The following is a 24,395-nucleotide window of genomic DNA, read 5'->3' as shown; positions in this document are numbered from 1 at the left end:
CTGTGGCGAATCGTGCGCCGAACGTGGTCGTGATCCTGCTCGACGACCTGGGGTTCGCGCAGTTCGGGAGCTACGGTTCCGGGTTCTCCACGCCGAACGTCGACCGGCTGGCCGCCGGGGGACTGCGGTACAACCGGTTCCACGTCACGGCACTGTGCTCGCCCACCCGCGCCTCGCTGCTCACCGGGCGCAACCACCACGCGGTGGGCATGGGCTTCCTCGCGGACCTCGCGACAAGGGCTCCCGGCTACACCGCCCGCATCCCGCGCTCGGCCGCCACGCTTCCCCGGCTGCTGCGCGCAGGCGGCTACAACACGATGGCGGTGGGGAAGTGGCACCTCGTCCCCGGTGGTGAGCGCAGTTCGGCCGGGCCGTACGACCGGTGGCCGCTCGGGCTGGGTTTCGAGCGCTACTACGGCTTCCTGCGCGGCGACGCCAACCACTGGGCGCCCGAGCTGGTCCGCGACAACTCCTACGTCGAGCCGCCGGCCGGGCCCTCCGACGGCTACCACCTGACCGAGGACCTCGCCGACGAGGCGATCCGGATGGTGGTCAACCAGCAGCAGTCGGCGCCCGGAAAGCCGTTCTTCCTCTACTTCGCCCCCGGCGCGATGCATGCCCCGCACCACGTCGAGCGTTCCTGGGCGGATGCCTACGCCGGCGCCTTCGACCACGGCTGGGACCGCTGGCGCGAGGAGGTCTTCGCCCGGCAGCTCGCCAGCGGCGTCGTCCCCGCGGGGACGACGCTGACCGAACGCCCGTCCTGGGTGCGGGCCTGGGCTGACCTGCCGGCCGACGAGCGCCGCGTCTTCGCCCGGATGCACGAGGTCTACGCCGGTTTCCTGAGCCACACCGACGCGCAGATCGGCCGGGTCGTCGACGCGCTGGAGAAGCTCGGCGTCCTGGACGACACGCTGCTGTTCGTGATGTCCGACAACGGCGCGAGCGCCGAGGGCGGGGTGTCGGGAACCGCCAACGAGCACAGCTTCACCCACCGGGTGGTCGACGATCTGGCCGACAACCTGGGCCGCCTCGACGACTGGGGCGGGCAGCGCCACTACCCGCACTACGCCTGGGGCTGGGCCTGGGCCGGCAACACACCGTTCCGGCTGTGGAAGCGTTACACCTGGCTCGGTGGCACCCGGGTGCCGATGATCGTCCACTGGCCGGCCGGGATCACGCCGGGCACCGGCGGCGGGGCTGGCGACGGTGGTGCCGACACCGGTGTGCGCGGGCAGTTCGCGCACGTCATCGACATCATGCCGACCGTGCTCGAGGCCTGTGGCGTGCCGCTGCCCGAGTCCGTCGACGGCGCGGCGCAGCAGCGGGTGGACGGCGCCAGCCTGCTGCCCACCTTCGACGACCCGGCGGCGCCGAGCCCGCGAACGTCGCAGTACTTCGAGATGCTCGGATCGCGCTCGATCGTCGCGGACGGTTGGAAGGCGACCACCGACCACGTCTCGCAGGGCGTCATCGAGGAGGAGCAGCTGATGGAGGGCAGCCGCGACTTCGAGACCGACCGCTGGTCGCTGTTCCGGCTGGACGAGGACTTCTCCGAGGCGCACGACCTGGCCGAGAAGCATCCGGACGTCGTGCGGGGCCTGGAACGGCAGTGGTTCGTCGAGGCGGGCGCCAACAAGGTGATGCCGATCGTCGACAGCATCGCCGGCCGCTTCGGTGACCTGCTGCCGCGGGAGTACCCGGTCGGACAGAGCCTGGTGCTGGACCCGGCCGGCGGCCCGGTCTCCGACGACGCGCTGCCGCTGCTGTTCGGCGGTGGCCGGATCATCGCGGACGTCGAGGTGCCGGCGTCCGCCGACGAGGCGAACGGGGTGCTGTTCGCGCTCGGCGACTGGAACGGCGGTTTCGCCGCGTACGTGGTCGGTGGCGTCCTGCATGCCGTGGCGGCGCTGCCCAGCAGTGAGATCGCGGTGTCGGCGGACCGGCCGCTGCCGCCCGGCCGGCACACGGCGGGGCTGGGGCTGCGGCCCGATCCGGCGGGCGGCCTGCACGTCGAGGCGCTGATCGACGGGGAGGCCGTCGGCACCGCCCACGTCGACGACAGCCTGCCGTTCGTCTGGCAGCACGGCGGCGCGTCGATCCACCTCGGGCAGGACCGCGGGCTGCCGGTGAGCGACGGCTACCGCCCGCCGTTCCCGTGGACGGGCACCCTGCACCAGGTGCGCATCGACGCCGGCGCCCAACTGCCCCCGGAGCGGGATCTCCTGCGCATCGCACTACAGGTCGACTAGCAGCCACGAACGAGCGTGCGGGAGCCCTGGCCCACACGCTCCCACGCCCCCGTCATTCCGCGCGCGGGTCCAGGTCGGCGGTGGACAGTGGCCGGCCGGGCAGCGGTGGTCCGCCGGTGGCCGCGTCGGGCCGGGCCCGCAGGCCGTCGAGGATGATCCCGCGGGCCCGCTCGAAGGCGATCTCGTCGGGCTGCCAGGGTGATCCGTTCGTGCTCTGGAGCAGCAGGGTGAACAGGTGGGTGACGTCGCCGCCGCCGACGTCGGGGCGCAGCGCCCCCTCCCGCTGTGCGTCCCGGACCAGCGTGTCCGTGATCTCGATGAGCTCCGCGCGGATCCGCCTGATCGTCTCGTCGGCCTCGATCGCGGCGGCCGTCGCCCCCGAGAAGAGCCCGGGCATGCGCACCGTGAGGCTCAGCGCGCGGAAGCCGCCGAGGCTGCGCACGAGCGCGCCCCAGGCGGTGGGCTCCTCGGCCTGGGCCCGGCGGGCATGGTCCAGCATCTCGCTCACGCTGTCGCGCGCCACCTCCAGCGTCAGCGTCTCCCGGTCGGGGAAGTGCCGGTAGAGCGTGCCGACGCCGACGCCGGCGAGGCGGGCGATCTCCTCCATGGGCACGTTGGGCCCGTCCGCGGTGAACGCCGCGGTGGCCGCGGCGAGGATGGCGCCGCGGTTGCGGCGCGCGTCGGCGCGCAGCCGGTGCGGCGGTGTCGATGGCCGCTCTGTCGATGGCCCCTCTGTTGATGGCCGCCCTGTTGACGGCCGCTCTGTCGATGGCATCGGCCTGATCCTCCTCCTGCCTGCTGTCAAGCCTGCTCCCAGCTCGGCCACCGGGGCCAACCGGAGGCGCATCCTCCGTTCGTGCTAGCGTAACCGGAAGAAATTCTTCCGTTACTGATCGATGTGAGGACCAGGCATGACAGAGGCGTCCGCGCCGGCGGCGACCACCGTCGGGGCCACAGCCGTCCAGGCCACAGCCGTCCAGGCCACAACCGCCGCGCAGGCCGAGGCGGAGATCCGCGCCCACACCACCTCCGGCCGGGCGACCCTCGAGCTCGCCGTCGTCGGCTTCGCGGCCCTCATGGTGTCCATGTCCCAGGGGATCCTGGTGCCGGTGCTGGCGATCCTGCCGACCGAGCTGAACACCACCCACACCAACGTGGAGTGGCTGCTCACCTCCACGCTGCTCGTCGCCGCCGTCGCCGTCCCGGTGATGGGCCGCCTCGGTGACATGTTCGGCAAGCGCCGGATGCTGCTGATCGCGATGGGCACGCTCGCCGTCGGCTCACTCATCGACGCGGTCACCAGCAACGTCGCGCTGATGATCGTCGGGCGTGCCATCCAGGGCCTGTCCACGGCGGCGATCCCGCTCGGGATCAGCCTGCTGGTCTCGCTGCTGCCGAAGGAACGGGTCGGCTCGGCCATCGCGCTGATCAGCTCGATGCTCGGCGTCGGCGCCGCGCTGAGCCTGCCGCTGGCCGGTCTGGTCGCCGAGCACGCGGACTTCCACGTGCTGTTCTGGATCCTGGTGGTCGGTGGCGCCCTGTCGTTCCTCACCGTGCTGGCCTTCGTCCCCGAGGCGCCCAGCCGCACCGGTGGCCGGGTCGACCTGGTCGGCGCCGCGCTGCTGAGCGCTGGCCTGGTCGCGCTGATGCTCCCGCTCGCCGAGACCGCCAACTGGGGCTGGGGCTCGCCCTGGGTGATCGGCCTGCTGCTGCTCGGCGTGGTGCTGCTGGTGGTGCTCGGCGTGGTCGAGCGACGGATCAACGACCCCCTGGTCGACATGGTCGCGTTCCTGCGCCGCCCGCTGCTGATGACGAACGTCGCCTCGATGCTGTTCGGTTTCGCGCTCTTCGCCTCGATGATCGGGACGGCGTCGTTCGTGCAGGCACCGGAGCAGGCCGGGTACGGCTTCGGCTCGTCCATGGTCGTCGGCGGCCTCGTGATGCTGCCGAGCGGCCTGGGCATGCTGTTCCTCGCGCCGGTCGCGGCCCGGCTGGTGGCACTGCGCGGCGGGGCGCAGACCCTCGCGCTGGGAGCCGTCATCGTGGCCGTCGGCTGGTGCACCCGCATCGTGTTCACCGACGAGCTGTGGCAGATCATCGTCTGCAACGCCGTGGTCGGGACCGGGACGGGCATCGGCTACGCGGCCATGCCGTCGCTCATCAACGCCTTCACGCCGCCGACCGAGATCGCGGCGGCGAACGGCCTGAACGCCCTGTTCCGGTCGATCGGCAGCTCGCTCGCCAGCGCCATCGGCGGCAGCATCCTCGCGGCGCAGACGGTCGCCGTCGGCTCCGCGGAGCTCCCGTCACTGGACGGCTACAAGCAGCTGTTCGCCCTGTGCGCCGGGGCCGCGGCGGTGGCCGCGATCACCACCTTCGGCATCAACAGCCGTCGCGGCGCCAAGCCGGTGCCGGCGACCTGACCGCTCGCCGCGGCCGTGCGGTTCCGCGGAACCGCACGGCCGCACCGCACCGGGTCAGAACTGGACGGATACAGTGCGGTCCGGCCGGGTCCGGCGCGGTGCCGTGGGGGTCGCTGACGGAGGGATTCGCTCGATGCGTCTTGCCGTGGGATGCGCGATGTGGAGCCACCGGTCCTGGCAGGGGCGCTTCCTGGCCCATCCGCTGCCGCCGAACGAGCGCCTGCGCGCCTACGCCAGCTGGTGCGACGCCGTCGAGGGGAACACGACCTTCTACGCCACCCCGACCAGGGAGACCGTGGCCACCTGGGCGCGCCAGACCGGCGAGGACTTCCGGTTCCTGGCCAAACTGCCGAAGATCATCACCCATGACCGCTGCCTGACCGACGTCGACGAGCCCCTGCGTGGCTTCCTGGACGCGATCGAGCCCCTGGGCACCCGCGCGCACGCGGTGTGGATCCAGCTGCCGGGCGCCTTCGGTCCCGTCGATGTGCCGCTGCTCACCCGCTTCCTGAGCCGGCTCCCCGACGGCCACCGGTACGCCGTGGAGGTCCGCCACCCGGAGTTCTTCGCCAGCCCCCGGGCGGCCAGCCTGCTCGAGGCGGCGCTGCGTACCGCGGGCGCCGAGTGGATCCCCTTCGACACCACGGCGTTCTTCGCCAGCCCGCCGACCAGCGACGCCGAGCGGGACGCCTGGAGCAAGAAGCCACGGGTACCGTCGCGGTCCGTCGCGCTGACCGACCGGCCGATCGTCCGCTATCTGGGCCGTGACGACACCGAACAGACGGTCGCGGGCTGGCGGCCCTGGGTCGACGTCGTCGTCGGCTGGCTGCGCGAGGGCCGCTCGCCGACGATGTTCATCCACACCCCGGACAACGCCGACGCGCCCGGACTCGCGCGGCGTTTCCACGACGACGTCCGGGCCCGGCTGCCGGAGCTGGACGCCCTGCCCGAACCGATCCCGGCGCAGCCGCTGACCCTGTTCTGAGCCACTGGCCCTGTTCTGAGCCGTCAGCGCGTGGCGAGCGCGATCTGTTCCTCGGCCTCGGCCTGGGCGTTCCACTCCCGCTTGCCGGACTGCCAGCCGTCCTCGTCGTGCCCGGCCCGCCAGTAGCCGGAGATCGACAGCCACTCCGGTGGCAGCCCGCGCTCGACGCGCAGCAGCCGCCGCAGCGCCTTCACCGTGCCCGCCTCACCGTGGACGAACACCTGCCCCGTCCCCGCCGGCAGCTCCAGCGCGGTGACCGCCTCGACCAGCAGCGCACCGACCGGCCGTTCCCCGCGGTGCAGCCACCGGACCTCGACACCGTCCGGTACGTCCAGGCTCTGCTCGTCCTGCGAGCCGGCGACCTCGACGAACRCATGCACCGGCACGCCGGCCGGCACCCGGGCCAGCGAGGCGGCGATCGCCGGCAGCGCGCTCTCGTCRCCCGCCAGCAGATGCCAGTCCGCGTCCGCGCCGGGGGAGTAGGCGCCGCCTGGGCCGTTGAACAGGATCTCCGCGCCGGGGGTGACGGTGGCGGCCCAGGGCCCGGCGATGCCCCGGTCGCCGTGCCAGACGAAGTCGATGGTCAGCTCGCGGCTGACCGGGTCCCAGGCGCGCACGGTATAGGTCCTGGTCCGTGGCCAGTGCTCGCGCGGCATCTCGGCCCGCACGGCCTGGATGTCGAACGGCTCCGGGTAGGTCACCCCGGGCACTCCGAAGAGCAGCTTGACGTAGTGATCGGTGAAGTCACCGGCGGAGAAGCGCGCTAGTCCGGGGCCGCCGAGGACGACCCGCACCATGTGCGGGGTTAGACGCTCCGTGCGCAGCACGGTCGCCCGGTGCGGGGCGGGGAACCGTCGCGCGGTCTGACGCTCAGCCATTCCCCCAACGTACGTTCGGAATCCCGTGGCGAACGGAACACTCAGTTTGCCCGATTAGCGGACCAGCCACCTTGACGGATCTGTGCTGATCTATCCTGATAATCTCGGCGATCTAGTTTCGGGGCCCGGGGAATCCGGGTTCCAGGCCGAGGGGCGGGGCGTGGCGGACGAGCGCGGGGACTCAGGCGAGGATTCGGCGGAGCGCCGGGAACAGGCAGGCCCGGGGGGTTCCGGCGGCTCCGGCAGTTCCGGCGGCCCGGTGAATCCGTGGGTGCTGGCACCGCCGTCACCGGTTCCGCCCACACCGCCCATGGCGCCACCGCCGCCACCCGCGGCACCACCAGTCCCGGGGCCGGATGCGGCGATGCCGGCGTCACCGGCGTCGCCCGCACCGGCACCGCCGCCGGGCCCGTGGCCGCCCTACGGCTGGTATCCGCCACAGCCACCGGCGCCGGGCCCGGCCCGCTGGCACGGCTGGTTGCTCATCGTCGTCGCCGTGCTGAGCGCGGCCGCCGTCGCGCTGAGCGCACTCACGCTCTTCTGCGGGGTCGACTTCACAGAAGACGGTTATTTCGGAAGCTCGGACATGCAGGGCGTGGAGGTGTCCGGGTCGGATGCCTGCTACGGAGCCACGGGTGGCTCGGTACCCGACTCGGCGCGGCGTTCGCCGGACGAGGACGACCCGGTCGTCGCGGCGGGGGAGACCGTCGTGCTCAGGTATCAGGTGGCGGGCTGCGACCAGCCGACCGTCGTCGAGCTGACCGTCGGCAACGTGCACAGGCAGTCCACCGCGCCCACCGAGGAGTTCCAGCGGACGCCCGACAACGGCACGTATCTGCTCGTGGACGTGACGGTCGCGGTGCGCGGCAACTACGTGTGGCCCGACCTCTACGTCTTCTCCGCGCTGGGGCCCGAGAACACGATCGCGACCCCACTGTGGACGGAATCGGCGATAATGGGGCCTTCGGAGCCTTTTTCCGATGATCCGACAACTGTCCAGCTTGCCTTTGATGTCACCGCCGACTTCGATGTCATCCGGTTCGACGACGCCACCCCCGGCAGCGTTTCCTGGCGAATCTGACCGAAGGGCACGGCCGGATTCCCGGGCTTTCACGGGTCGCCGGCCGGGCATGAAATCATCTCCTGGTTCCTGCTGTGATGTGCCGACCAGGAGTGGACGAGATGCCCGTCAGCAACGACGACATCGCCAACACGATCAGCGCCTATCTCGACGTGTACCCGACGGACGCGGAGCCGTTCGCCGCGCTGTTGGAGAGGGCGCGTGGCAGCGAGGCGCCGCTGGCCTCGAGGGCGACCACGCCCGGCCATGTGACCTGTGGGGCGGTCGTGGTCACCCCCGACCGGCGCGTCCTGCAGATCCGGCATCGCCGGCTCGAGCGCTGGCTGCTGCCCGGTGGCCACATCGAGCCGGAGGACGACTCACTGCTGGCTACGGCGTTGCGGGAACTGGCCGAGGAGGCGGGGATTTCCGGCGGGAGCGTCAGCCCCGTTCTCGAGCGGCCGGTCGACCTGCACGCGCACGTGATACCGGCGAATCCGATCAAAGTGGAGCCCGAGCACACTCATTACGATTTTCGATTCCTGCTGGCGGTGGATCAGGCGGTCGCCACATCCCCGAACGAGGAGGAGGTATCCGACTTCCGGTGGATCCCGCTTCTCGAGCTGCCCGGCCAGCTCGGCGGCCGGGTTCGGGCCACCCTGCTCACCCGAAAACTTCCCGACCCGGCTCGCAGGTCTCCCTGACGCCGGCCGGCCTGCCCGCGGCGGCCGCCGCCGGTCGGACCGGGTGGCGACACGGGGCGCTTGCGCGGAACCGGGGCGCTTGCGCGGAACGCCCCGGTTCCGCGGAACCGGCCAGTCGGTACATCGAGCACCCGACAACTGCGCGACGTTCCCGCCGGGTCACCCATCAGCATCACGGCGGGCGTCTGAGCCTCGAACACCCCGGCTCTTCCTGAGGACCGCCACCGCGGGGGATCAGCACGGCGGCGCAGGACGCGCAGACGGCGGCACCGGCGGCGATCCAGAACGCCCGGGTGAACGCGCTGTCGGTGGGCAGTGGATGGCCCGAGTCCGTGCTCGACGCGAGCAGGGCGGCGACGACCTGCGAGCCCAGCGCCGCGCCGACCGAGCGCACCAGTGCGTTCACCCCGGTGGCCTGGCCTGTGGTCCGCGCCGGAACGTCCTCGATGATGATGGTGGGAACCACCGACATGCCGAGGCCGACGCCGGTGAAGACCACGGTCGTGAGCACCGCGACGACCACCCGCTCGCCGTGGTCCACCGCGAGCAGGGCCAGGCCACCGGCGGCGGTGAGGAACCCGGCCATCAGGGGAGCGCGCCGCCCGAGCCACCCGCTGATCCGCCCCGCGTACGAACCGGTGATCAGCATCGCCAGGGAGGCGGGCAGCAGCAGCAGGCCTGTTCCGGTGGCGTCCAGGCCGAAGCCGTAGCCGGCCGAGCGCGGCGCCTGCGCGATCTGCGGGACCAGGACGAACGCGCCGAACATGCAGCAGCCCACCAACAGAGTGGCGAGGTTCGTGGCCGCGACGATCGGCCGAACCAGCAGCCGGATGTCCACGAGCGGATCGGCCGTGCGCAGCTCGAACAGCGCGAACAGGGCGAGGACGGCCAGCCCGGCCGCCATCAGCCCGAGAGTCCGGGGACTGTCCCAGCCCCAGACGGAGGTCTGCGTCAGCGCGATGAGCGGGGCGGTCAGCCCGGCGGACAGCAGGAGCGCACCGGGCACATCCACCCGGCCCGGGGAGCGGGACGACGCGGAGTCCGGAGGCAGCCGCAGCGAGCCGGCCGCCGCGCCGGCGGACATGAGCGCACCGAGCCAGAAGATCCAACGCCAGCTGGCGTGATCGAGGAGCAGCCCGCCCGCGAGCAGGCCCGCGCCGGCGCCGATGCCGGCGATCGCGGCGATCAGCCCGACAGCGCCCGGGCGGCGGCGTTCGGGGAACGCCTCGCCGATGATGCCGAAGCAGAGCGGGAAGATGCCGCCGCCGGCGCCCTGCACCGTCCGCGCCGCCACCAGCAGCCAGATGTCGCTCGCGAGCGCCGACAGCACACTGCCCGCCGCGAACACGGTGAGGGCGATGACCAGGAGGCGCCGCCGGCCGTACATGTCGCCCAGGCGGCCGATGACCGGGGTGAGGATCGCCGCCGCGACCAGGTAGGCGCTGAACACCCACGTGACGTTCGCCGCGGTGGTGCCCAGGGCGTCGGTCAGCACGCCGACCCCCGGCACCACGGCGGTCTGCGCGATGGAGAACGCCGCCGCGGCCGCCGCCATGACGAGCAGGCTCCCGGTCGTGGACGGCGCCGGCGCGTCGAGTGCCGGCGGCGCCGTCGAGACCCCCGATGGCGCCGGTGCCACCGACGGTGGTGGCGGCGTGGGCACGGGTGCCGGGGGCGGCACCGGTCGGTCCTGGGCGGGCGGCATCAGGCGGCGGCTTTCTCCAGCACGTGCACGCCACAGGCGCTGCCCAGCCCGATGACATGGGCGAGCCCGACCCGGGCACCGGCGATCTGCCGGTCGCCGGCCTCGCCGCGCAGATGATGGCAGATCTCCCAGACGTTGGCGATACCGGTGGCCGCGATGGGATGGCCCTTCGACTGCAGGCCGCCGCTGACGTTCACCGGGATCCGCCCGTCGCGCCAGGTGGCACCCGACTCGAAGAAGCCGACCGCCTCGCCCGGTGCGCAGAGCATCAGGTTGTCGTAGTGCACCAGCTCGGCGGTGGCGAAGCAGTCGTGCAGCTCGACGAGGTCCAGCTCCTGCGGTCCGATGCCGGCCTGCTCGTAGGCCTGGGTGGCGGCGGAGCGGGTGAGGGTGTTGACGTCCGGGAGCACCTGGCAGCCGTCCTGCCACGGGTCGCTGGTGAGCACCGACGCGCTGACCTTCACGGCCCGCCTGCGCTGCTCGGGGGACATCCGGCGCAGCCTGTCGCCGCTGACGACGATCGCCGCGGCGGCGCCGTCACAGTTCGCCGAGCACATCGGGCGGGTGTTCGGGTAGGCGATCATGACGTCGTTCATGATCTCGTCGAGGGTCAAGCGGCGGCTGTACGCGGCCAGCGGGTTCAGGGTCGAGTGCGCGTGGTTCTTCTCGGCGATCCGCGCGAACAGCTCGAAGCTCGCGCCCCCGTAGCGGTGCCCGTACTCCAGGCCGATCTGGGCGAACACTCCCGGCATGCTGTCGGTGCCGACCCGGCCCTCCAGCGGTGCGACCGCGCCGAACCGGCCTCGGCGCGACCAGGTGCCGTCGCCCGCCGACGCCTGACCGGGCGCGCCGAGCAGGCCGGCGCCGGCGAGCTTCTCGACACCCACGGCCATCCCTATGTCGGTCTCGCCGGCCCTGATCGCCATGATGGCGACCCGCAGTGCGGTCGCTCCGGTGGCGCAGGCGTTGGCGACGTTGTAGACGGGGATGCCCGTCTGCCCGATCTGTTTCTGCAGCAGCTGGCCGAAGCTGGAGCTGCCACCGGTCAGGCTGCCGGTGGCGAGCACGCCGATGTCGCGCATGGTGATGCCCGCGTCGGCGAGCGCCGTGGCCGCGGCCTCGGCGGCGAGGTCGATGCCGTCCTTGTCCCGGTGCTTGCCGAACCTGGTCATCGAGATCCCGAGGATCCAGACATCCTGGGCCATGGCCGTCCTTTCGATCTTCTCGACGAGCCCGGCGCCGGCGCCGGTGCCTGTGCCGTGGCTCGGGGGGACCCGTGGGCTGTCTAGACCGGCTCGAAGCCGTACCCGACGGCCTCGACCCCCGCGCTGTCGGCGCCCACGGGCACGGTGGTCAGCCGCACCTTCATGCCCAGTGTCACGTTCTCCGGGCGCGGCTCGACGTTCACGAGGCAGCCCCGCACCCTGGTTCCGCCGCAGTCGACGACGGCCGCGACGAACGGCACCGGGACACCGGGCGGAGCCATCGACACGATCGAGAACGTGTGGACGGTTCCCTCTCGCGGGACCGCGACGGCCCGGAACGCCGTCGCGCCGCACGACGCGCACGCGTTGCGGCGGTCGAAGAAGCGTGCCGAACACTGCTCGCACTCCTGGGCGACCAGCCGCGGCTCGCCGCCCAGAACCAGATAGTCCACCAGCGGAATCCGCTCTGCCACGAAGAACCCCTGCCCTCGACCCAATACTGAACCGCCGATGACGCGTGAATCACTCCTACGCCGTGGCGGACGAATTAACCAGCCTTTTCCGAATGCTATAACGCCCTCTCGCAGAAAGATCTACAAAGGTGTGACTGTCCGTATTCAGGATGGCCATATTTACACTAGGTTGAAGTACCTGTACTGTCAACCCGGTCGTGTGGAGGGAGGACGCCCATGAAGGTCGCGCTCACGGTCAGAGACTTTCTGGACCGGGCTGAGGCGGTGTATCCGGGTGCGTTGGCACTGGTCGACGAGCCCGGCCAGGCGGGTTCACTGGGCCGGCTGAGCTATGCCGAGCTGGCGGCACGTGCCCGCGGCGTGGCGGCCGGTCTGGCCCGGCTCGGGGTGCCGGTGGGCGGCCGGGTGGCGATCGTGTCGCCCAACTCGGGCCGCTTCCTGACCGCCTTCTTCGGGGTCTCGGGCAGCGGGCGGGTGCTGGTCCCGGTGAACTACCGGCTGGGTGCCGAGGAGGTGTCCTACGTCGTCGGCCACTCGGGCGCCGAGCTGCTTCTGGTCGACCCGGACCACGCCGACGCGCTGGCCGATGTGAAGGTCGCCCACCGGCTCGTGCTGGACGGGGTGTCCGACGCGGAGCTGTTCGCCCCGGCGGACCCCACCGATGCCGCCGCGTCCGCCGCGTGGGCGCAGTGGGAGCCCGACGAGGACGCCGTCTGCACGATCAACTACACGTCCGGCACCACGGCCCGGCCGAAGGGCGTCCGCCTCACCCACCGCACCTGCTGGCTGAACGCGGCCTCGTTCGGCTGGCACACCACCGTCACCGAGCACGACGTCCTGCTGCACACCCTGCCGATGTTCCATGTCAACGGCTGGGGGATGCCCTACGCGGTGACCGGCATGGGTGGCACGCACGTCGTGATCCGCAGGATCGACGGGGAGGACATCCTCACCCGGGTCGAGCGGGACGGGGTGACGCTGATGTGCGGGGCCCCGGCGGTGGTCGCCTCGATCCTCGACGCCGCGTCCGCGCGGGTCGCCGAGGGTCGCCCGGTCCCGGGCCGCGACCGGGTGCGGATCGTGGTGGCCGGGGCGCCGCCGCCCAGCGCGGTGGTCGCCCGGGTGGAGGAGCAGCTCGGATGGGAGTTCATCCAGATCTACGGGCTGACCGAGGCGGCGCCGCTGCTCACCGTCAACCGGGCCCGGCGCGGCTGGGAGAAGCTGCCGACCACCGAGCGTGCCCGGCTGCTGGCGCAGGCCGGCGCCCCTGCGCTGGGGGTCCGGCTGCGTACCGATGCCTCCGGCGAGATCCTCGCCCGGTCGAACCATGTCTTCGACGGCTACTGGGAGCAGCCTGAGCAGACCGCGGCGGCGATCCGGGACGGCTGGTTCCACACCGGCGACGGGGGCACGTTCGACGGCCCACTGCTCGCGATCACCGACCGCAAGAAGGACGTCATCATCACCGGCGGTGAGAACGTCTCCTCGATCGAGGTCGAGGACTGCCTCTACCAGCACCCGGACGTCGCCGAGGCCGCGGTGATCGGCGTCCCGGACGAGAAGTGGGGGGAGACGGTCAAGGCCCTGGTCGTGCTGCGTCCCGGCGCCTGCGCCACCCCCGCCGAGCTGATCGAGTTCTGCCGGTCCCGGATGGCGCACTACAAATGCCCGACCAGCGTGGAGCTTCGGCCGGCGCTCGAACGCACCGCGACCGGGAARCTGCAGAAGTTCAGGCTGCGTGCCCCCTACTGGGCCGGCCGCACCCGCGAGGTCAACTGACATGCCCGGCGTGACCGGCCCCGCCGGCCTCGAGGGCATCCGGGTCGTCGACTTCGGCCACCAGATCGCCGGCCCGGTCGCAGCACTTCTGCTGGCCGAGGCCGGTGCCGACGTCGTGCACGTCGACTCGCCGCGCGCCGCGGCCGAGCCCGGTCCGCTCGACGCCTACGTCAACCGCAGCAAACGGCGGATCACGCTGGACCTGAAGCGGCCGTCCGACCGGGCGGTCGCGCTGGACCTGGTCGCCCGCGCCGACGTGCTCGTCGAGAACTTCCGGCCCGGGGTGATGGACCGCCTGGGCCTCGGCCCGGGTGCCACCCGTGCCTCCAACGAGCGGCTTGTCTACTGCTCGCTGCCCGGCTTCGCCGGCGATGACGAGAAGGCCACACTCGCGGCCTGGGAGGGAGTGATCCAGACGGCGGTGGCCGGCTACCGGCCGCTGAGCGAGCACTGGGACCCGTCGGGCCGCCGGCGGGTGCGGGTCGAGGACCCGGCCGCGCCGCTGTTCAGCCCGATCACCACCGCGTCCAACTTCGGGGCGCTGATGGGCGCCGTGTCGGTGGTCATGGCGCTGATCGCCCGGGAACGCTCGGGCCGGGGGCAGCTGGTCGCGGTCCCGCTGGCGGAGGCGTTCGCCGAGGCCTACAGCACGATGCTGGGCATGCGGGTGTACGAGAACCCGCTGATGGGCGACGGCCACCTGCTGCGTGACCTCACCTACGAGTGTGCCGACGGCGGCCTGGTCGACCTGTCGCCGTACGCGAAGTTCGTCATCCCGCTGCTCGTCGCCGCCGGGGTCGCGCCGGAGTGGGAGCGCCAGGGCCTGATCGACGTCGCCACCCGCGGCTTCGCGCGGGAGCACCGGGACCGGGCGATGACGATGTTCGCCGACCTGGTCCGCAGCCGCCCGGCGGCCTGGTGGGACGAGGTCGCGACCAGGGCCGAGACGCCGATGGCCATGGTCCGGACCCCCGCGCAGTGGGTCGCCAGCGAGCACGCGCACCTGTCCGGAGCCGTCGTCACCCTGGACGACCCGCTCGCCGGGCCGCTCGTGCTGCCGGGCCGCGGATTCGACCTGGGCCGGGCCCCCGCCGCGCCGAGGCCCCGGCACCTGCCCGACCAGGACCGCGGCGCCGTGCTCGCCGAGCTGCGTGAATGGCACTGGGCCGGGAAGCGGGCCACCCGCGGGCCAGCCGTGCCCGGGGCCGGGGTGTCGCCGTCGCGAACCGGTGCGACGCGGCCGCGCCCAGTGGATCTTCCGCTGGAGGGGCACTCCGTCCTCGACCTCAGCCAGGCGGTCGCCGGCCCGACGGCGGCCCGGGTGCTCGCCGACTTCGGCGCGGACGTCATCAAGATCGGTAACCCGGTGCCGGCGGTGACCGACGGCATCGTCGGCCAGCTCCACCGCGGCAAGCGCACGATCCTGCTGGACGCGCGGAGCGGGCCGGGCCGCCGGCTCGTGGCCGACCTGGTCCGTGACGCGGACGTGCTGGTCACCAACTTCACCCTCAGGTCACAGGCCCGCTACGGCATCAACCACGCGCGGACCAGCGTGCTCAACCCCGGCCTGGTGCACTGCTCCATCACCGCCTACGGCCACCACGGGCCCTGGGCGCACCGTCGCGGCTACGAGAACCAGTGCAACGCGGCGACCGGCATGAGCTGGCGCTACGGCGCGCGTTTCGGCTGGACGCTTTACCAGCCGACCCCGGTCAACGACGCGGACACCGGGATCCTCGGCGCCTACGCGGTGGCGGTCGCCCTGTTCGCCCGCCTGCGCGACGGCGCCGGCCAGCAGGTCGGGGCGTCGCTGGTGCAGGGGTCCACCTTCCACCAGGCGGTCCACCTGGCGGCCGAGGCCCAGGCGGCGGAAGGCAGCGGGCCGGACGCACTGCGCAACGAGCATGGCGCGACCGCCCTGGCGCGCTTCTACCAGGCGAAGGACGGCTGGTTCTTCCTCGCGGCCGGGCAACGGGACGTCAACGGGCTGCTGCGTGCCGTCGGCCTGGAGGCCACCGCGGAGCCGGGCGACGTCCTCGAGCCGGGCGACGCGGCGGACCCGGGCGGGGACGTGGAGACCTGGCGGGACCCGGGCGGAGCACTCGCCGCGCGGCTGGCCGCCCGGTTCTCCGGCGAGCCGGCCGCGTACTGGGTCGGCCGGCTCGTCGACGCCGGCATCGGCGCGCACCACCACGTGCCCATCGACGACGCGGTCGGCTATCTGCACGGCCGCGGCGTGGTCTATTTCGAGCGCGGCCCGAACGGCGCGGACGTCCCACGGCCCGGCATCGGCCAGTGGCTGTCGGAGACGCCGCCCGTCGTGGGCGCCAGCCCCGGGCCGGTGGGCTCCCAGGCGGTGGAGATCCTCGCCGGGCTCGGGCTCTCCCCGGCCGAGATGGAAAGGCTGGCCGCGGACGGCGTCCTGTGCCTGCCCGACCGGCTACCCGAACTGAAAAGGCTGACCTGAGCTATGAGACCACATCCGAAAGCGTCATCCCGGAAGGTGTTCCGTTGAACCGAGTCAAGGTTGGATTCATCGCACTCACTGGACTGCCGAAGAGTGTCTCCGAGGCCGAGTACCTCGAATGGCATGCGACCAGGCACATGCCGGAGCAGTTCACGGTCCCGGGGATCGTCAACGCCCAGCGGTGGCATTCCACGGCAGCCTGCCGCGCCCAGCGGGCCGCCCAGTCCGACGATCTGGTCGATGCCGAGAACCTCGTCTCGTACCTGCTGTCCGATCCGGTCGAGCAGAACCTGGCGGAGTTCCAGGCCCTGAACAGGAGGCTGAACGAGACCGGAAGGTTCATCGAGCCCAGCCCGTTCCTGATGCTCGGGGCGTACAAGCTGCTCGAACCACGTGCGGCGGAGCGCACCCTCATCTCCGACCACGCCGTCCCATGGCGCCCGAACCTGGGGGTCTACCTCGTCGTGGAGCGACTCGACCCGGAGCGTGCCGAGGAGTACGACAGCGAGTTCCGCGGGGCCGGGGCGGACGGCCTGCTGTCCGTGCCCGGGGTGGCCGGGGTCTACCTGTACGGCACCGCACCCGGCTACCAGACCTCGCACCAGGTGGACCAGACGCACCGGGTCACCGTGGCCTACCTCGACGCCGACCCGGCGACGGTCGGGGCCGCCGTCCGCCCGCTGCTGGAGGAACGCTGGAAGGACGGCGGTGTCGAGCCGGTGTTCGCGGGCCCCTTCGAGTCGGTGGTGCAGTGGAACTGGCAGCGGTTCACCGAGCCCGAGCAGGTGGCGGGCTCGCCGTCCTGACCGTTCCCATACTGCGACGGCACGTGGCTGTGTCCGTAGCCTGCCACGGATTGGCGTCGATCAGGATCGCTGGTCGGCAGCCGGGGAGGCTCGCACTCCACGAACGCGGCCGGACCTCCGAGAGCCCGGTGGCCCGGTTTGGTGAGTCGCAGGAGTGAAGGATTTTGGTCGTTCCGACGACCAAAATCCTTACTTCTTGCGGGTTGCCAGGTGAATCTGTGACCCTTTTGCGGCTATTGAGGTGAATTGCCGGTGCTGCGCGACGGTGCGGGATCGATCAGGAGCGGCGGCCCACGGCGCCGCAGGCGTGCAGCTCGTCGATGAGCGAGGCGCTGAGCCCCGCCTGCGCCAGCACCGCGCGGGTGTGCTCGCCGACCGGCGGCGGGGCGTAGGTCGGGCCGGGCGGGCGTTCGCCGGATTCGTCCCGGATGCGGACCGGGGATCGGGGAACCGTCAGGTCACCGACCTTCCGCAGCAGCCCGCGGGCCGCCACCTGCGGGTCGTTCGGCAGGTCCGGCCCGCGGTTCACCCGCACCACGCTGGCCCCGAGCGGCCCGAGCTCGGCGACCCAGTGCTCGGCCCTCCTGCTCCGGAAGCGTTCGGCGAGCCGCTCGGCCACGGCGTGCGGGTCCTCCCAGCGGCGCAGGGAGCCGGTCAGGTCGGGCAGTCCGATCCCCTCGCACAGTGCGTCCCAGGTCCGCGGCTCCGCGGCGGTGACGGCGACCCAGGTGTCGTCCGCGCACTCGTAGACGCTGCGGTCGGGTCCGAACGGGACACCGCGGGGCCCGCGGTCGATGATCCCGTCGGCGGACGAGAGCAGCCAGGTGGACGCCTCGGACAGGCTGATGTCGAGCTGGGAACCCGTGCCGGTGCGGTCGCGTTCACGCAGTGCGGCGAGGATCCCGACGCTGGCCGTGAGCGCACCGACGGGGATCGACAGGATCAGCTCCGGATGCCACGGCTGCTGCGGGTTCAGCGCGGTGAGCAGCCCGGAGTGCGCCGCGAACGACAGGTCGTGCCCGGACCACTGGGCGTAGGGGCCGTCCTGGCCGTAGCCGGTGATCGAGCACCACACCAGGCGTGGCGTCTCGACCGCCGCGTGCTCGTAGCCGAACCCGCGCTCCGTCAGGACACCTGGACGCTCGTTCTCGACGAGGACATCCGCGTGTGCGGCGAGTGCCCGCAGCACCTCCAGCCCGCGCGGGTGCCGCAGGTCGAGGGCGAGTGAGCGCTTCCCGCGGTTGAGCCCGATCGGACCGTCGAACTGCCGCCCCTTCGGTGACTCCACCCGGATGACGTCGGCGCCGAGGTCGGCCAGCAGCACGGTGGCGAACCCGCCGGGCGGCAACCGGGTGAGGTCGAGCACGGTCACACCGCTCAGGGGCAGTGCCGCCCGCGGAGCCGGCGCGGATGTCGGTTCGGGCATGTGATCTCCTCGGGTCGGGCCGGGACGAGCCAGTGGGCACAGCGGGTGGATCAGCCCGGCGACGGGTCGGCGCCGGGGTGGATCAGGGCAGCCGCGGCAGCACCTCGTGCTCGAACAGCCGCAGGCTGGACCAGGCCAGGTCGATCGGCATCCCGCCGCAGAGCGGGTGGAAGTTGGCGAACGGGCTGGGAGAGGCCCGCAGTTCCGTGACGAGTTGGTCAGGGGTCACCACCCGGTACTGCCCGGTCGCGCGCAGCGCGTCGACGTCGGGCAGCACACGGTAGGGGCTGCCCCCGTCATCCTGCGCCTGCCAGGCCCCATAGGCGTTCGTCTGGTAGAGGAAACAGGGACCCATCTGGTCCCAGCCCTTCTCCGGGTCCTCGGCGAGGGCGACGGTCCGCGTCGTGCCGATGGGGCTCGGGCCCGGATCGGGCCGCCCGAGCCGCTGCACCTCGTCGCGATAGAACTCCCAGACCGTCGGGTCCGTCGGGATGAACCCGTCGGCGATGCGGGCGGCCCGCCGCGCGGCCGGCTCACTGCTCCCGCCGAGTGAGATCCACGGGCCGCCGGGACGGTACGGGGCGGGAGTGAGGTGGACCCGGCGGCCGCGGTGGTCGAACGGGAGCCCGGTGAACGCGGCCTTGAGCGTCGTCACCGCCTCGGTGACCCGCCGGGGCCGCTCCCGGGGTGACACGCCGAACAGGTCGAACTCCTCGCGCACGTATCCGCCGGCGATGACGACGTCGACCCGGCCCCGGCTCAGGTTGTCCAGGACGATCAGATCCTCCGCCAGCCGCAGCGGGTCGTGGAACGGCGCGATGAGCGCAGCGATGCTGAACCGGACGGTCCGGGTGCGCGCGGCCATCGCGGCCAGCATCGTGACCGGGCTCGGCAGGTACCCGTCGGCACAGCCGTGGTGCTCCGACACGGTGATGCTGGCGCAGCCCAGCCGGTCGGCCCACTCGGCCATGTCCAGCGCCGCGGCGTACCGATCCGCGGTCGTGGTCCCGGCGAAGGCCGGGTTCCGGAAGTCGAAGCGCATCGCGAAGCGCATCGATGTTCACCTTCTTCCGCTGCTTCCGTGCCTTCGGTGGGTGCCGGTACCGGGACTGTCCGTCCCGCCCGGCACCCACCGCGTGTTCGTCGGGACCGGTGCGACGACCGGCACGATGTCCAGGCGCCCAGGAAGGTCCAGGCGCCCAGAAACGACTAGGCGCCCAGAAACGACTAGGCGTCCAGGAACCGGCTGAGGTTGTCGCGCATGATCTTGCGGACGGTGGCGTCGTCGAGATGCCTGATCTGCGAGACGTACTGCATCGGGTCGGGGATGCCTTCGGAGTGCGGGAAGTCCGACCCGAAGACGAGGCAGTCGCTGCCGACGACGTCCATCGCCTTGGAGACGTTCTCCTCGGGGAACGGCGCGATGACGCAGCGCTCCTTGAAGATCGACGACGGCCGCCCGGGGAGCGTGCCCCACCTGGGCCGGCGGCCCAGCAGCATCGCGTGGTCGAGCTTGCGCAGCAGGTAGGGCAGCCACACGGTGCCGAACTCGGCGATGAGCACCCGAATGTTGGGGAAGCGGCCGAACAGGTTGTGGAACACCATGGCGGTGACGGTGTCCATGATCGGCCGGTCACCCCAGTAGGAGACCCACTGGAAGCCGTCGAAGTGCTGGTAGCGGCCGTTCGGATCCTCGCTCCACTCGGCCCCGTGCCGGGCGTAGGTGCCGCCCAGGTGCACCGCGACCCGGGTGTTGGTCTCGTTCACGAGGGACCAGAACGGGTCGAAGTACGGGTCGAACGGCGACCGGCCGTAGGCGGGCCCGGGCGGGAGGTCGACGAACCGGGCACCGCGGTCGAGGACCCGCCGCAGCTCGGCGACCGCGCGGTCGACGTCGAGCAACGGGATCGGCACCGGGACGAGGATCCGGTCGTCGTGGGAGTAGCCCCAGTCCTCCCACAGCCAGTCGTTGTACGCGCTGTTCACCGCGTAACCGGCCTCGATGTCGCCGCGCCCGAACGCGCTCTCCCAGCCGGTCCCGACGGCATGCAGCACGGCGAGCTCGACATTCTGCAGATCCATCAGCGCCAGCCGGGGATCCTTCTTCTCGAAGGCCGGGCGCATCGCGTTGTATCGCTCCACCAGCTGTGCCCGGCTGAGCTGGTCGAGATCCTTCATCGGGTTGAGCCTGTTGAGCATCGCGCCTGGAATGGGGATGCTGCCCGCCATCGCGGGCAACTCGGTGATGTCCACACCGCCGTGGCCGCCCTCGGGCTGCGAGTGGACGCCGAGTGTCCGCCGCTCGTGGTCGGCATCCTCGTCTTCCTCGTGTTCTTCCTCGGTGAGCATCCGCGGTTCTCCGGGCAGCCATGCACGGTCGATCATTTCGGCCGACAGGTATCGCGTGACCGCGTCCGAAGGTGCGTAGAGATGGTGGTCCGCGTCGAATATCCCGTAGTCGAGGCTCTGCTCGAGATCTGCCACATAGATTCCGCGCGTCCCAAGCTGGGGGCTGTCAGGCAACGTTCCTCCAGGAGACTTGTCCTGATCACCAGATTTGAACTCAGTCTAACTCTGGTGTGCATGCCGACGCCACCCCGCAGCGTTGAAGTGGGGCTGCCGCGCCCTGGATTTCGCTCGCCTTCAGGCCGGTCGTGCCCGCGGGATTGTCACGCGTCGGCACCGTCGACGGCCCCGAGGCAGCCCAAAAACGGGAGGGGGCCCGTCGGTGTGTGCTGGCCAATGCCAGTGAATGCCATCCGGAACGTCGCGGACGGCCTTGCCCGCGGGCGTGTGTTCAGCCCGGGCGGGTCAGAGCGGTCGGGTCAGAGCGGAAGCTCGTTGTCGGGGTGCAGCCCGGCGACGACGATGGCCGCGCGCCGGTAAAGGGCCTGGTTGAGCCGGCTGAGCCGGCCCTGGGACCATTCCATGATGGAGTCGACGACCAGGGCCTCCAGGATCTGCGCCATCTCCGACGCCTCGATCTGGCCGGTCACCTCGCCCTTCTCCTGGGCCCTGGCGAAGAGCTTCTCGAACGCCTCCGCGAAGGCCGGGCCCTCGTAGGAGGCGACCGACCGGTTCGGACGCCGGAACTCGGCGAGGGCGCGGCTCACCGCGGCCGGCGGGGTTCCCTTGATGTTGCGAGCGAGTGCGTTCATGACGGTACGCAGTGAGTCGTTGATACCGCGGTCCGCCCGGACGCAACGATTTGCCGTGTCATTGAGGATGGTTGCCGTCTCGACACCCATCTCAAGCAGGATGTCCTCTTTGTGAGCGAAGTGGAAGTAGAACGTCCCCTTGGTCACGCCGGCGGCCTGGCAGATCTCCTCGACCTTCGTGTCCTCGATACCGGTCTCGAAACCGCGCTCCGTCCACAAATGCAGCGCGGAACGGACCAGCCGGCGCCGGGTCTCCCGCGAACGCTCCTGCAGAAGCCCTGCCCGCCGCCGCGGCTCATTCGAAATGCTCACCGTCCGGAGTATACCTGTGTGGTCCCCGCCGGAAGACCACCGAGATGCATACGGAGATGACCTGCCTCCTCGTGCCGCCGCCCGCCACCGAAGCCACGGAACACCCGCGAGACGCACGCCACACCGGCATGCGTGCGGGCTGCCGCCGGTTTCAGTTTTTCTCCAGCCACTCGCGGGCGCTGCGCTGGACTTCGCTGAAAGGCCGGCCCCGGTCGAAGCTCGGCTCCCGAGGCAGGCCGAGGACTCGTTCGCTGATGGCGTTGCGCTGCATCTCGTTGGAGCCGCCGGCGATCGACCACACCCGGCTGTTCAGATATTCGAGTGCCGCCCGCTGACCCGCGTCGTCCCGCCACACCAGCGGCTGCCCCTGCCCGATTTCCAGCATGAGCCGGGCCCGCTGCGGGTTGTACACGCCGGCCGCGAGCTTCCAGTAGGAGGCGATGCCGCTCGCGGGCCTGTCGCTCGTCCGCAGCAGGCCGGTGATGCGCCGGCCCAGCTGGCCGCGGGCCCAGTCCGCGGTGTGGATCCGGGCGAGTGCCTGGCGGGCGACGGGGTCCTGGGCCCGCCCCGCGGCCCGGACCAGGTCGACGAGGAACGGGTCGATGGTGGCCGGGTCGGTCTCCGGCATGTTGACCGGGTCGTCGCGCCCCGCGCCCCGCTCGACCAGCAGCATGGTCTGCGCGACCGCCCAGCCGTGGTCGACCTCGCCGATCACCTCGTCGTCGCTCACCCGGACCTCGTCGAGGAACTCCTGGCAGAACTCCGCCGCACCGGTGATCTCGCGAACGGGCCGGATGGTCATGCCCTCGCCGCGCATCGGGACGGCGAACCAGGTGAGCCCGCGGTGTTTCGGCGCGTCCCAGTTCGTCCGGGCCAGGCACAGGCCGTAGTCGGCGTAGGAGGCGCCGCTGGTCCAGACCTTCGACCCGGTGATCAGCCAGCCGCCCTCGCCGTCGCGGACCGCCCGCGTCGTGATGCCGGCCATGTCGGAGCCCGCGTCCGGCTCGGAGAACAGCTGCACGAACAGCTCGTCCCCGGCGAGGATGCGCGGGACGTGCCGGGCCAGGAAATCCGGCGAGGCATGCCGCAGCAGTGTCTGGCTGACCGGGCCGTAGGTGGTGCCGCCGGCATGGCCGAGGTCGGGCATCCGGTACGGAGCGGCCTCCTGCCCGAACGCCCGGGCATGGGCGTCGCTGAGCCCCTGCCCGCCGTACTCCTTCGGCCAGTTGATGCCCGCGTACCCGGCCTGGTAGATCTTCCGCTGCAGCGCGCGTTCCGGCAGATACTCCTCGGCACTGTGGGTGCCCCCGCCGCGGACCGGACCGGCCGGCCCCGCCTCGCGGCGCTGCAGGTTGGCCGCCAGCCACCGCCGGGCGGCCAGCCGGTACTCCTCGAGATCCGGTTCGCCGGGATCCGGTCTTCCCGGAGCTGTCTCGCTCACGATGACGCCTCCTTTGCTTCCCATGGAGCCTGGGTGCCCGTGGAGCTTCGGTGCCCGTGGAGCTTCGGTGCCCGTGGGGCTCCGTTTCTCGTCCGACGCCGTCCTGCTCAGACACCGGACAGCTGACAGACCCGCTCGCGGTGCCAGGTCGGCGTGCCGTACAGCGCAGCGTCGGCGGTCAGGCGACGCAGGTACAGGTGGAAGTCGTGCTCCCAGGTGTAGGAGATACCGCCGAAGTGCTGCCAGCAGTTGTGCGCGAGCTCGATCGCGGCGTCCGAGACGAACGCCTTCGCCAGGCTCGCCGCGTGCGCGGCCCGTGCGGCCTCCACCGGGCCCCGGTCCTGGGTGGCGATCGCGCGGGCAGCCGCGGTCACCACCGCGTGGCTCATCTCCAGCGCCAGGCTGCTGTCGGCCAGTTGGTGCTTGATCGCCTGGAAGGAGCCGATGGGCCGACCGAAGGCGACCCGGTCCTTGCAGTACTGCAGGGTGAGGTCGAACAGGTACTGCATGGCGCCGGCGGACTCCGCCGCGCCCAGGACCGCGGCGAGCCGGATCTGCGCGTCGACGGCGGCACCGGCCTGGCCGGGCCGGCCCAGCACGGCGGAGTCGTCCACCACGACGTCGTCGAGACGGACCTCGCACAGCCGCCGGGTCAGGTCCAGCCCGGACAGAACCTCCACCCCGACGCCTGGTGCGGACGCCGGGAGCAGGAACTGGGTGAGCCCTTCGGTCGTGTTCGCCGTCAGCAGCAGCCACTGCGCCGACTGCGCCTCCACCACCAGCCCCTTGCGCCCCGTCAGGCGGTACCCCCCGGACACCGTCTGCGCGTGCGCTCCCGCGGGCCCGGACCAGTCGCCGGACGGGTCGGCGACGGCCCACGCGAGGGCCGCCTCGCCCGTGATGAGGTCGGGCAGGATCTTCGCCTGCTGCTCCTCGGAGCCCTCGCGGCTGAGTGTCGCCACGGCCAGGTTCGTGTCGATGAACGAACCCGGCTGCAGGTAGCGGCCGCGCAGCTCGGCGAGAACGACGGTGTCCAGGACACCGGCATCGGAGACGCTCCCGCCGCCGAGGGACTCCGGAGCCAGGAAGGCGAACCAGCCGACCTCCGCCGCCGCACGCCGGTAGGCCGGGCCGACCTCACCGCCGGCGTCGATCAGCTCGCGCAGCTTCCCGAGCGGGAGGCTCGCCTCGATGAACCGCTCGGCGGTCTCCCGCAGGAGCCGCTGATCGGGGGAGAGATCGGGATCCATGCCGGTTCTCATTCCCTTCGGGGGCTGGTGCCGCGCCTGCCAGTGGTGGACGTGGTCAGTGGTGGGGGCGG

General features: G+C 71.8%; 19 protein-coding genes. 8 read left to right on the top strand and 11 right to left on the bottom strand.

Annotated elements, in window-relative coordinates; all coding sequences use genetic code 11:
- Positions 1-2: 2 nt before the first annotated feature.
- On the top strand, positions 3-2,252 hold the full coding sequence (locus tag CcI49_RS34850; RefSeq protein WP_235498232.1) for an arylsulfatase: 2,250 nt from the start codon (positions 3-5) through the stop codon (positions 2,250-2,252).
- A 52-nt stretch (positions 2,253-2,304) separates the two neighbouring features.
- On the opposite strand, the gene CcI49_RS34845 is transcribed toward CcI49_RS34850, so the two are convergent.
- Positions 2,305-3,027: a TetR/AcrR family transcriptional regulator gene (locus CcI49_RS34845; protein ID WP_083473620.1), complete on the bottom strand. Its 723-nt coding sequence runs from the start codon at positions 3,025-3,027 to the stop codon at positions 2,305-2,307.
- 136 nt (positions 3,028-3,163) lie between these two features.
- On the opposite strand from CcI49_RS34845, the gene CcI49_RS34840 reads away from it, so the two are divergent.
- A complete protein-coding gene (locus CcI49_RS34840; protein WP_054569216.1) occupies positions 3,164-4,675 on the top strand; it encodes an MFS transporter in 1,512 nt (503 codons plus the stop codon).
- 133 nt (positions 4,676-4,808) lie between these two features.
- Positions 4,809-5,660 (top strand): DUF72 domain-containing protein, encoded by an 852-nt coding sequence (locus CcI49_RS34835; protein WP_076833728.1) that lies wholly within the window; start codon positions 4,809-4,811, stop codon positions 5,658-5,660.
- A 23-nt stretch (positions 5,661-5,683) separates the two neighbouring features.
- Here CcI49_RS34835 and CcI49_RS34830 read toward each other — a convergent pair whose 3' ends face one another.
- Positions 5,684-6,538 carry a siderophore-interacting protein gene (locus CcI49_RS34830; RefSeq protein WP_076833725.1) on the bottom strand — a complete coding sequence of 285 codons (855 nt, stop codon included), beginning with the start codon at positions 6,536-6,538 and terminating at the stop codon, positions 5,684-5,686.
- A 364-nt stretch (positions 6,539-6,902) separates the two neighbouring features.
- Here CcI49_RS34830 and CcI49_RS34825 point away from each other — a divergent pair, with 364 nt between their 5' ends.
- Both CcI49_RS34825 and CcI49_RS34820 read left to right on the top strand, forming a co-directional pair.
- Positions 6,903-7,619, top strand: a complete 717-nt coding sequence (locus CcI49_RS34825) for a hypothetical protein (protein WP_076833723.1) — start codon at positions 6,903-6,905, stop codon at positions 7,617-7,619.
- Between the two features lie 101 nt (positions 7,620-7,720).
- Positions 7,721-8,302 carry an NUDIX hydrolase gene (locus CcI49_RS34820; RefSeq protein ID WP_083749901.1) on the top strand — a complete coding sequence of 194 codons (582 nt, stop codon included), beginning with the start codon at positions 7,721-7,723 and terminating at the stop codon, positions 8,300-8,302.
- 172 nt (positions 8,303-8,474) lie between these two features.
- Here the strand turns inward: CcI49_RS34820 and CcI49_RS34815 are convergent, their stop codons facing one another.
- The 3 genes from CcI49_RS34815 to CcI49_RS34805 all read right to left on the bottom strand — a co-directional run bounded on the left by CcI49_RS34815 (position 8,475) and on the right by CcI49_RS34805 (position 11,685).
- Positions 8,475-9,983, bottom strand: coding sequence for an MFS transporter (locus tag CcI49_RS34815; RefSeq protein WP_241840423.1), 1,509 nt, complete (start codon positions 9,981-9,983; stop codon positions 8,475-8,477).
- Between the two features lie 23 nt (positions 9,984-10,006).
- The gene (locus CcI49_RS34810; protein ID WP_054569212.1) at positions 10,007-11,212 is read right to left on the bottom strand and encodes a thiolase family protein; all 1,206 of its coding nucleotides are present in this window, start codon (positions 11,210-11,212) and stop codon (positions 10,007-10,009) included.
- Positions 11,213-11,292: 80 nt separating this feature from the next.
- The gene (locus CcI49_RS34805; protein WP_054569211.1) at positions 11,293-11,685 is read right to left on the bottom strand and encodes an OB-fold domain-containing protein; all 393 of its coding nucleotides are present in this window, start codon (positions 11,683-11,685) and stop codon (positions 11,293-11,295) included.
- 216 nt (positions 11,686-11,901) lie between these two features.
- Between CcI49_RS34805 and CcI49_RS34800 the strand changes: the two genes are divergently transcribed.
- Genes CcI49_RS34800 through CcI49_RS34790 form a run of 3 tightly spaced genes read left to right on the top strand, consistent with a single transcriptional unit; the run spans position 11,902 to position 16,737 of the window.
- Positions 11,902-13,464, top strand: a complete 1,563-nt coding sequence (locus tag CcI49_RS34800) for an AMP-binding protein (RefSeq protein WP_054569210.1) — start codon at positions 11,902-11,904, stop codon at positions 13,462-13,464.
- 1 nt (position 13,465) lies between these two features.
- Positions 13,466-15,931 carry a CoA transferase gene (locus CcI49_RS34795; RefSeq protein WP_076833717.1) on the top strand — a complete coding sequence of 822 codons (2,466 nt, stop codon included), beginning with the start codon at positions 13,466-13,468 and terminating at the stop codon, positions 15,929-15,931.
- Between the two features lie 44 nt (positions 15,932-15,975).
- Complete coding sequence (locus CcI49_RS34790) at positions 15,976-16,737, top strand: hypothetical protein (RefSeq protein ID WP_076833715.1); 762 nt, start codon at positions 15,976-15,978, stop codon at positions 16,735-16,737.
- Positions 16,738-17,014: 277 nt separating this feature from the next.
- On the opposite strand, the gene CcI49_RS34785 is transcribed toward CcI49_RS34790, so the two are convergent.
- From CcI49_RS34785 to CcI49_RS34760, 6 genes are all read right to left on the bottom strand, one after another.
- A complete protein-coding gene (locus CcI49_RS34785) occupies positions 17,015-18,163 on the bottom strand; it encodes a CaiB/BaiF CoA-transferase family protein (protein ID WP_076833713.1) in 1,149 nt (382 codons plus the stop codon).
- Between the two features lie 82 nt (positions 18,164-18,245).
- On the bottom strand, positions 18,246-19,217 hold the full coding sequence (locus CcI49_RS34780) for an LLM class flavin-dependent oxidoreductase (RefSeq protein ID WP_054569206.1): 972 nt from the start codon (positions 19,215-19,217) through the stop codon (positions 18,246-18,248).
- Between the two features lie 173 nt (positions 19,218-19,390).
- Positions 19,391-20,647, bottom strand: coding sequence for an amidohydrolase family protein (locus tag CcI49_RS34775; RefSeq protein WP_235498230.1), 1,257 nt, complete (start codon positions 20,645-20,647; stop codon positions 19,391-19,393).
- 341 nt (positions 20,648-20,988) lie between these two features.
- Positions 20,989-21,633 (bottom strand): TetR/AcrR family transcriptional regulator, encoded by a 645-nt coding sequence (locus tag CcI49_RS34770; RefSeq protein WP_083749894.1) that lies wholly within the window; start codon positions 21,631-21,633, stop codon positions 20,989-20,991.
- Positions 21,634-21,784: 151 nt separating this feature from the next.
- Complete coding sequence (locus CcI49_RS34765) at positions 21,785-23,077, bottom strand: acyl-CoA dehydrogenase family protein (protein WP_054569591.1); 1,293 nt, start codon at positions 23,075-23,077, stop codon at positions 21,785-21,787.
- A gap of 104 nt (positions 23,078-23,181) precedes the next feature.
- Entirely contained in the window at positions 23,182-24,324 is a 1,143-nt protein-coding gene (locus CcI49_RS34760; RefSeq protein WP_076833774.1) for an acyl-CoA dehydrogenase, read from the bottom strand.
- Positions 24,325-24,395 lie beyond the last annotated feature (71 nt).

Source organism: Frankia sp. CcI49 (assembly GCF_001983215.1).
GTDB lineage: Bacteria > Actinomycetota > Actinomycetes > Frankiales > Frankiaceae > Parafrankia > Parafrankia irregularis.
The sequence above is the reverse complement of the archived record's forward strand: the minus strand, read 5'-3'. Positions and strand labels throughout refer to the sequence as shown.

Coding starts and splice junctions, on each gene's coding strand:
- CcI49_RS34785 (WP_076833713.1), bottom strand. CDS start 18,163: ATGCCCGAACCGACATCCGCGCCGGCTCCGCGGGCGGCACTGCCCCTG.
- CcI49_RS34820 (WP_083749901.1), top strand. CDS start 7,721: ATGCCCGTCAGCAACGACGACATCGCCAACACGATCAGCGCCTATCTC.
- CcI49_RS34825 (WP_076833723.1), top strand. CDS start 6,903: ATGCCGGCGTCACCGGCGTCGCCCGCACCGGCACCGCCGCCGGGCCCG.
- CcI49_RS34835 (WP_076833728.1), top strand. CDS start 4,809: ATGCGTCTTGCCGTGGGATGCGCGATGTGGAGCCACCGGTCCTGGCAG.
- CcI49_RS34760 (WP_076833774.1), bottom strand. CDS start 24,324: ATGGATCCCGATCTCTCCCCCGATCAGCGGCTCCTGCGGGAGACCGCC.
- CcI49_RS34780 (WP_054569206.1), bottom strand. CDS start 19,217: ATGCGCTTCGCGATGCGCTTCGACTTCCGGAACCCGGCCTTCGCCGGG.
- CcI49_RS34795 (WP_076833717.1), top strand. CDS start 13,466: ATGCCCGGCGTGACCGGCCCCGCCGGCCTCGAGGGCATCCGGGTCGTC.
- CcI49_RS34840 (WP_054569216.1), top strand. CDS start 3,164: ATGACAGAGGCGTCCGCGCCGGCGGCGACCACCGTCGGGGCCACAGCC.
- CcI49_RS34810 (WP_054569212.1), bottom strand. CDS start 11,212: ATGGCCCAGGATGTCTGGATCCTCGGGATCTCGATGACCAGGTTCGGC.
- CcI49_RS34845 (WP_083473620.1), bottom strand. CDS start 3,027: ATGCCATCGACAGAGCGGCCGTCAACAGGGCGGCCATCAACAGAGGGG.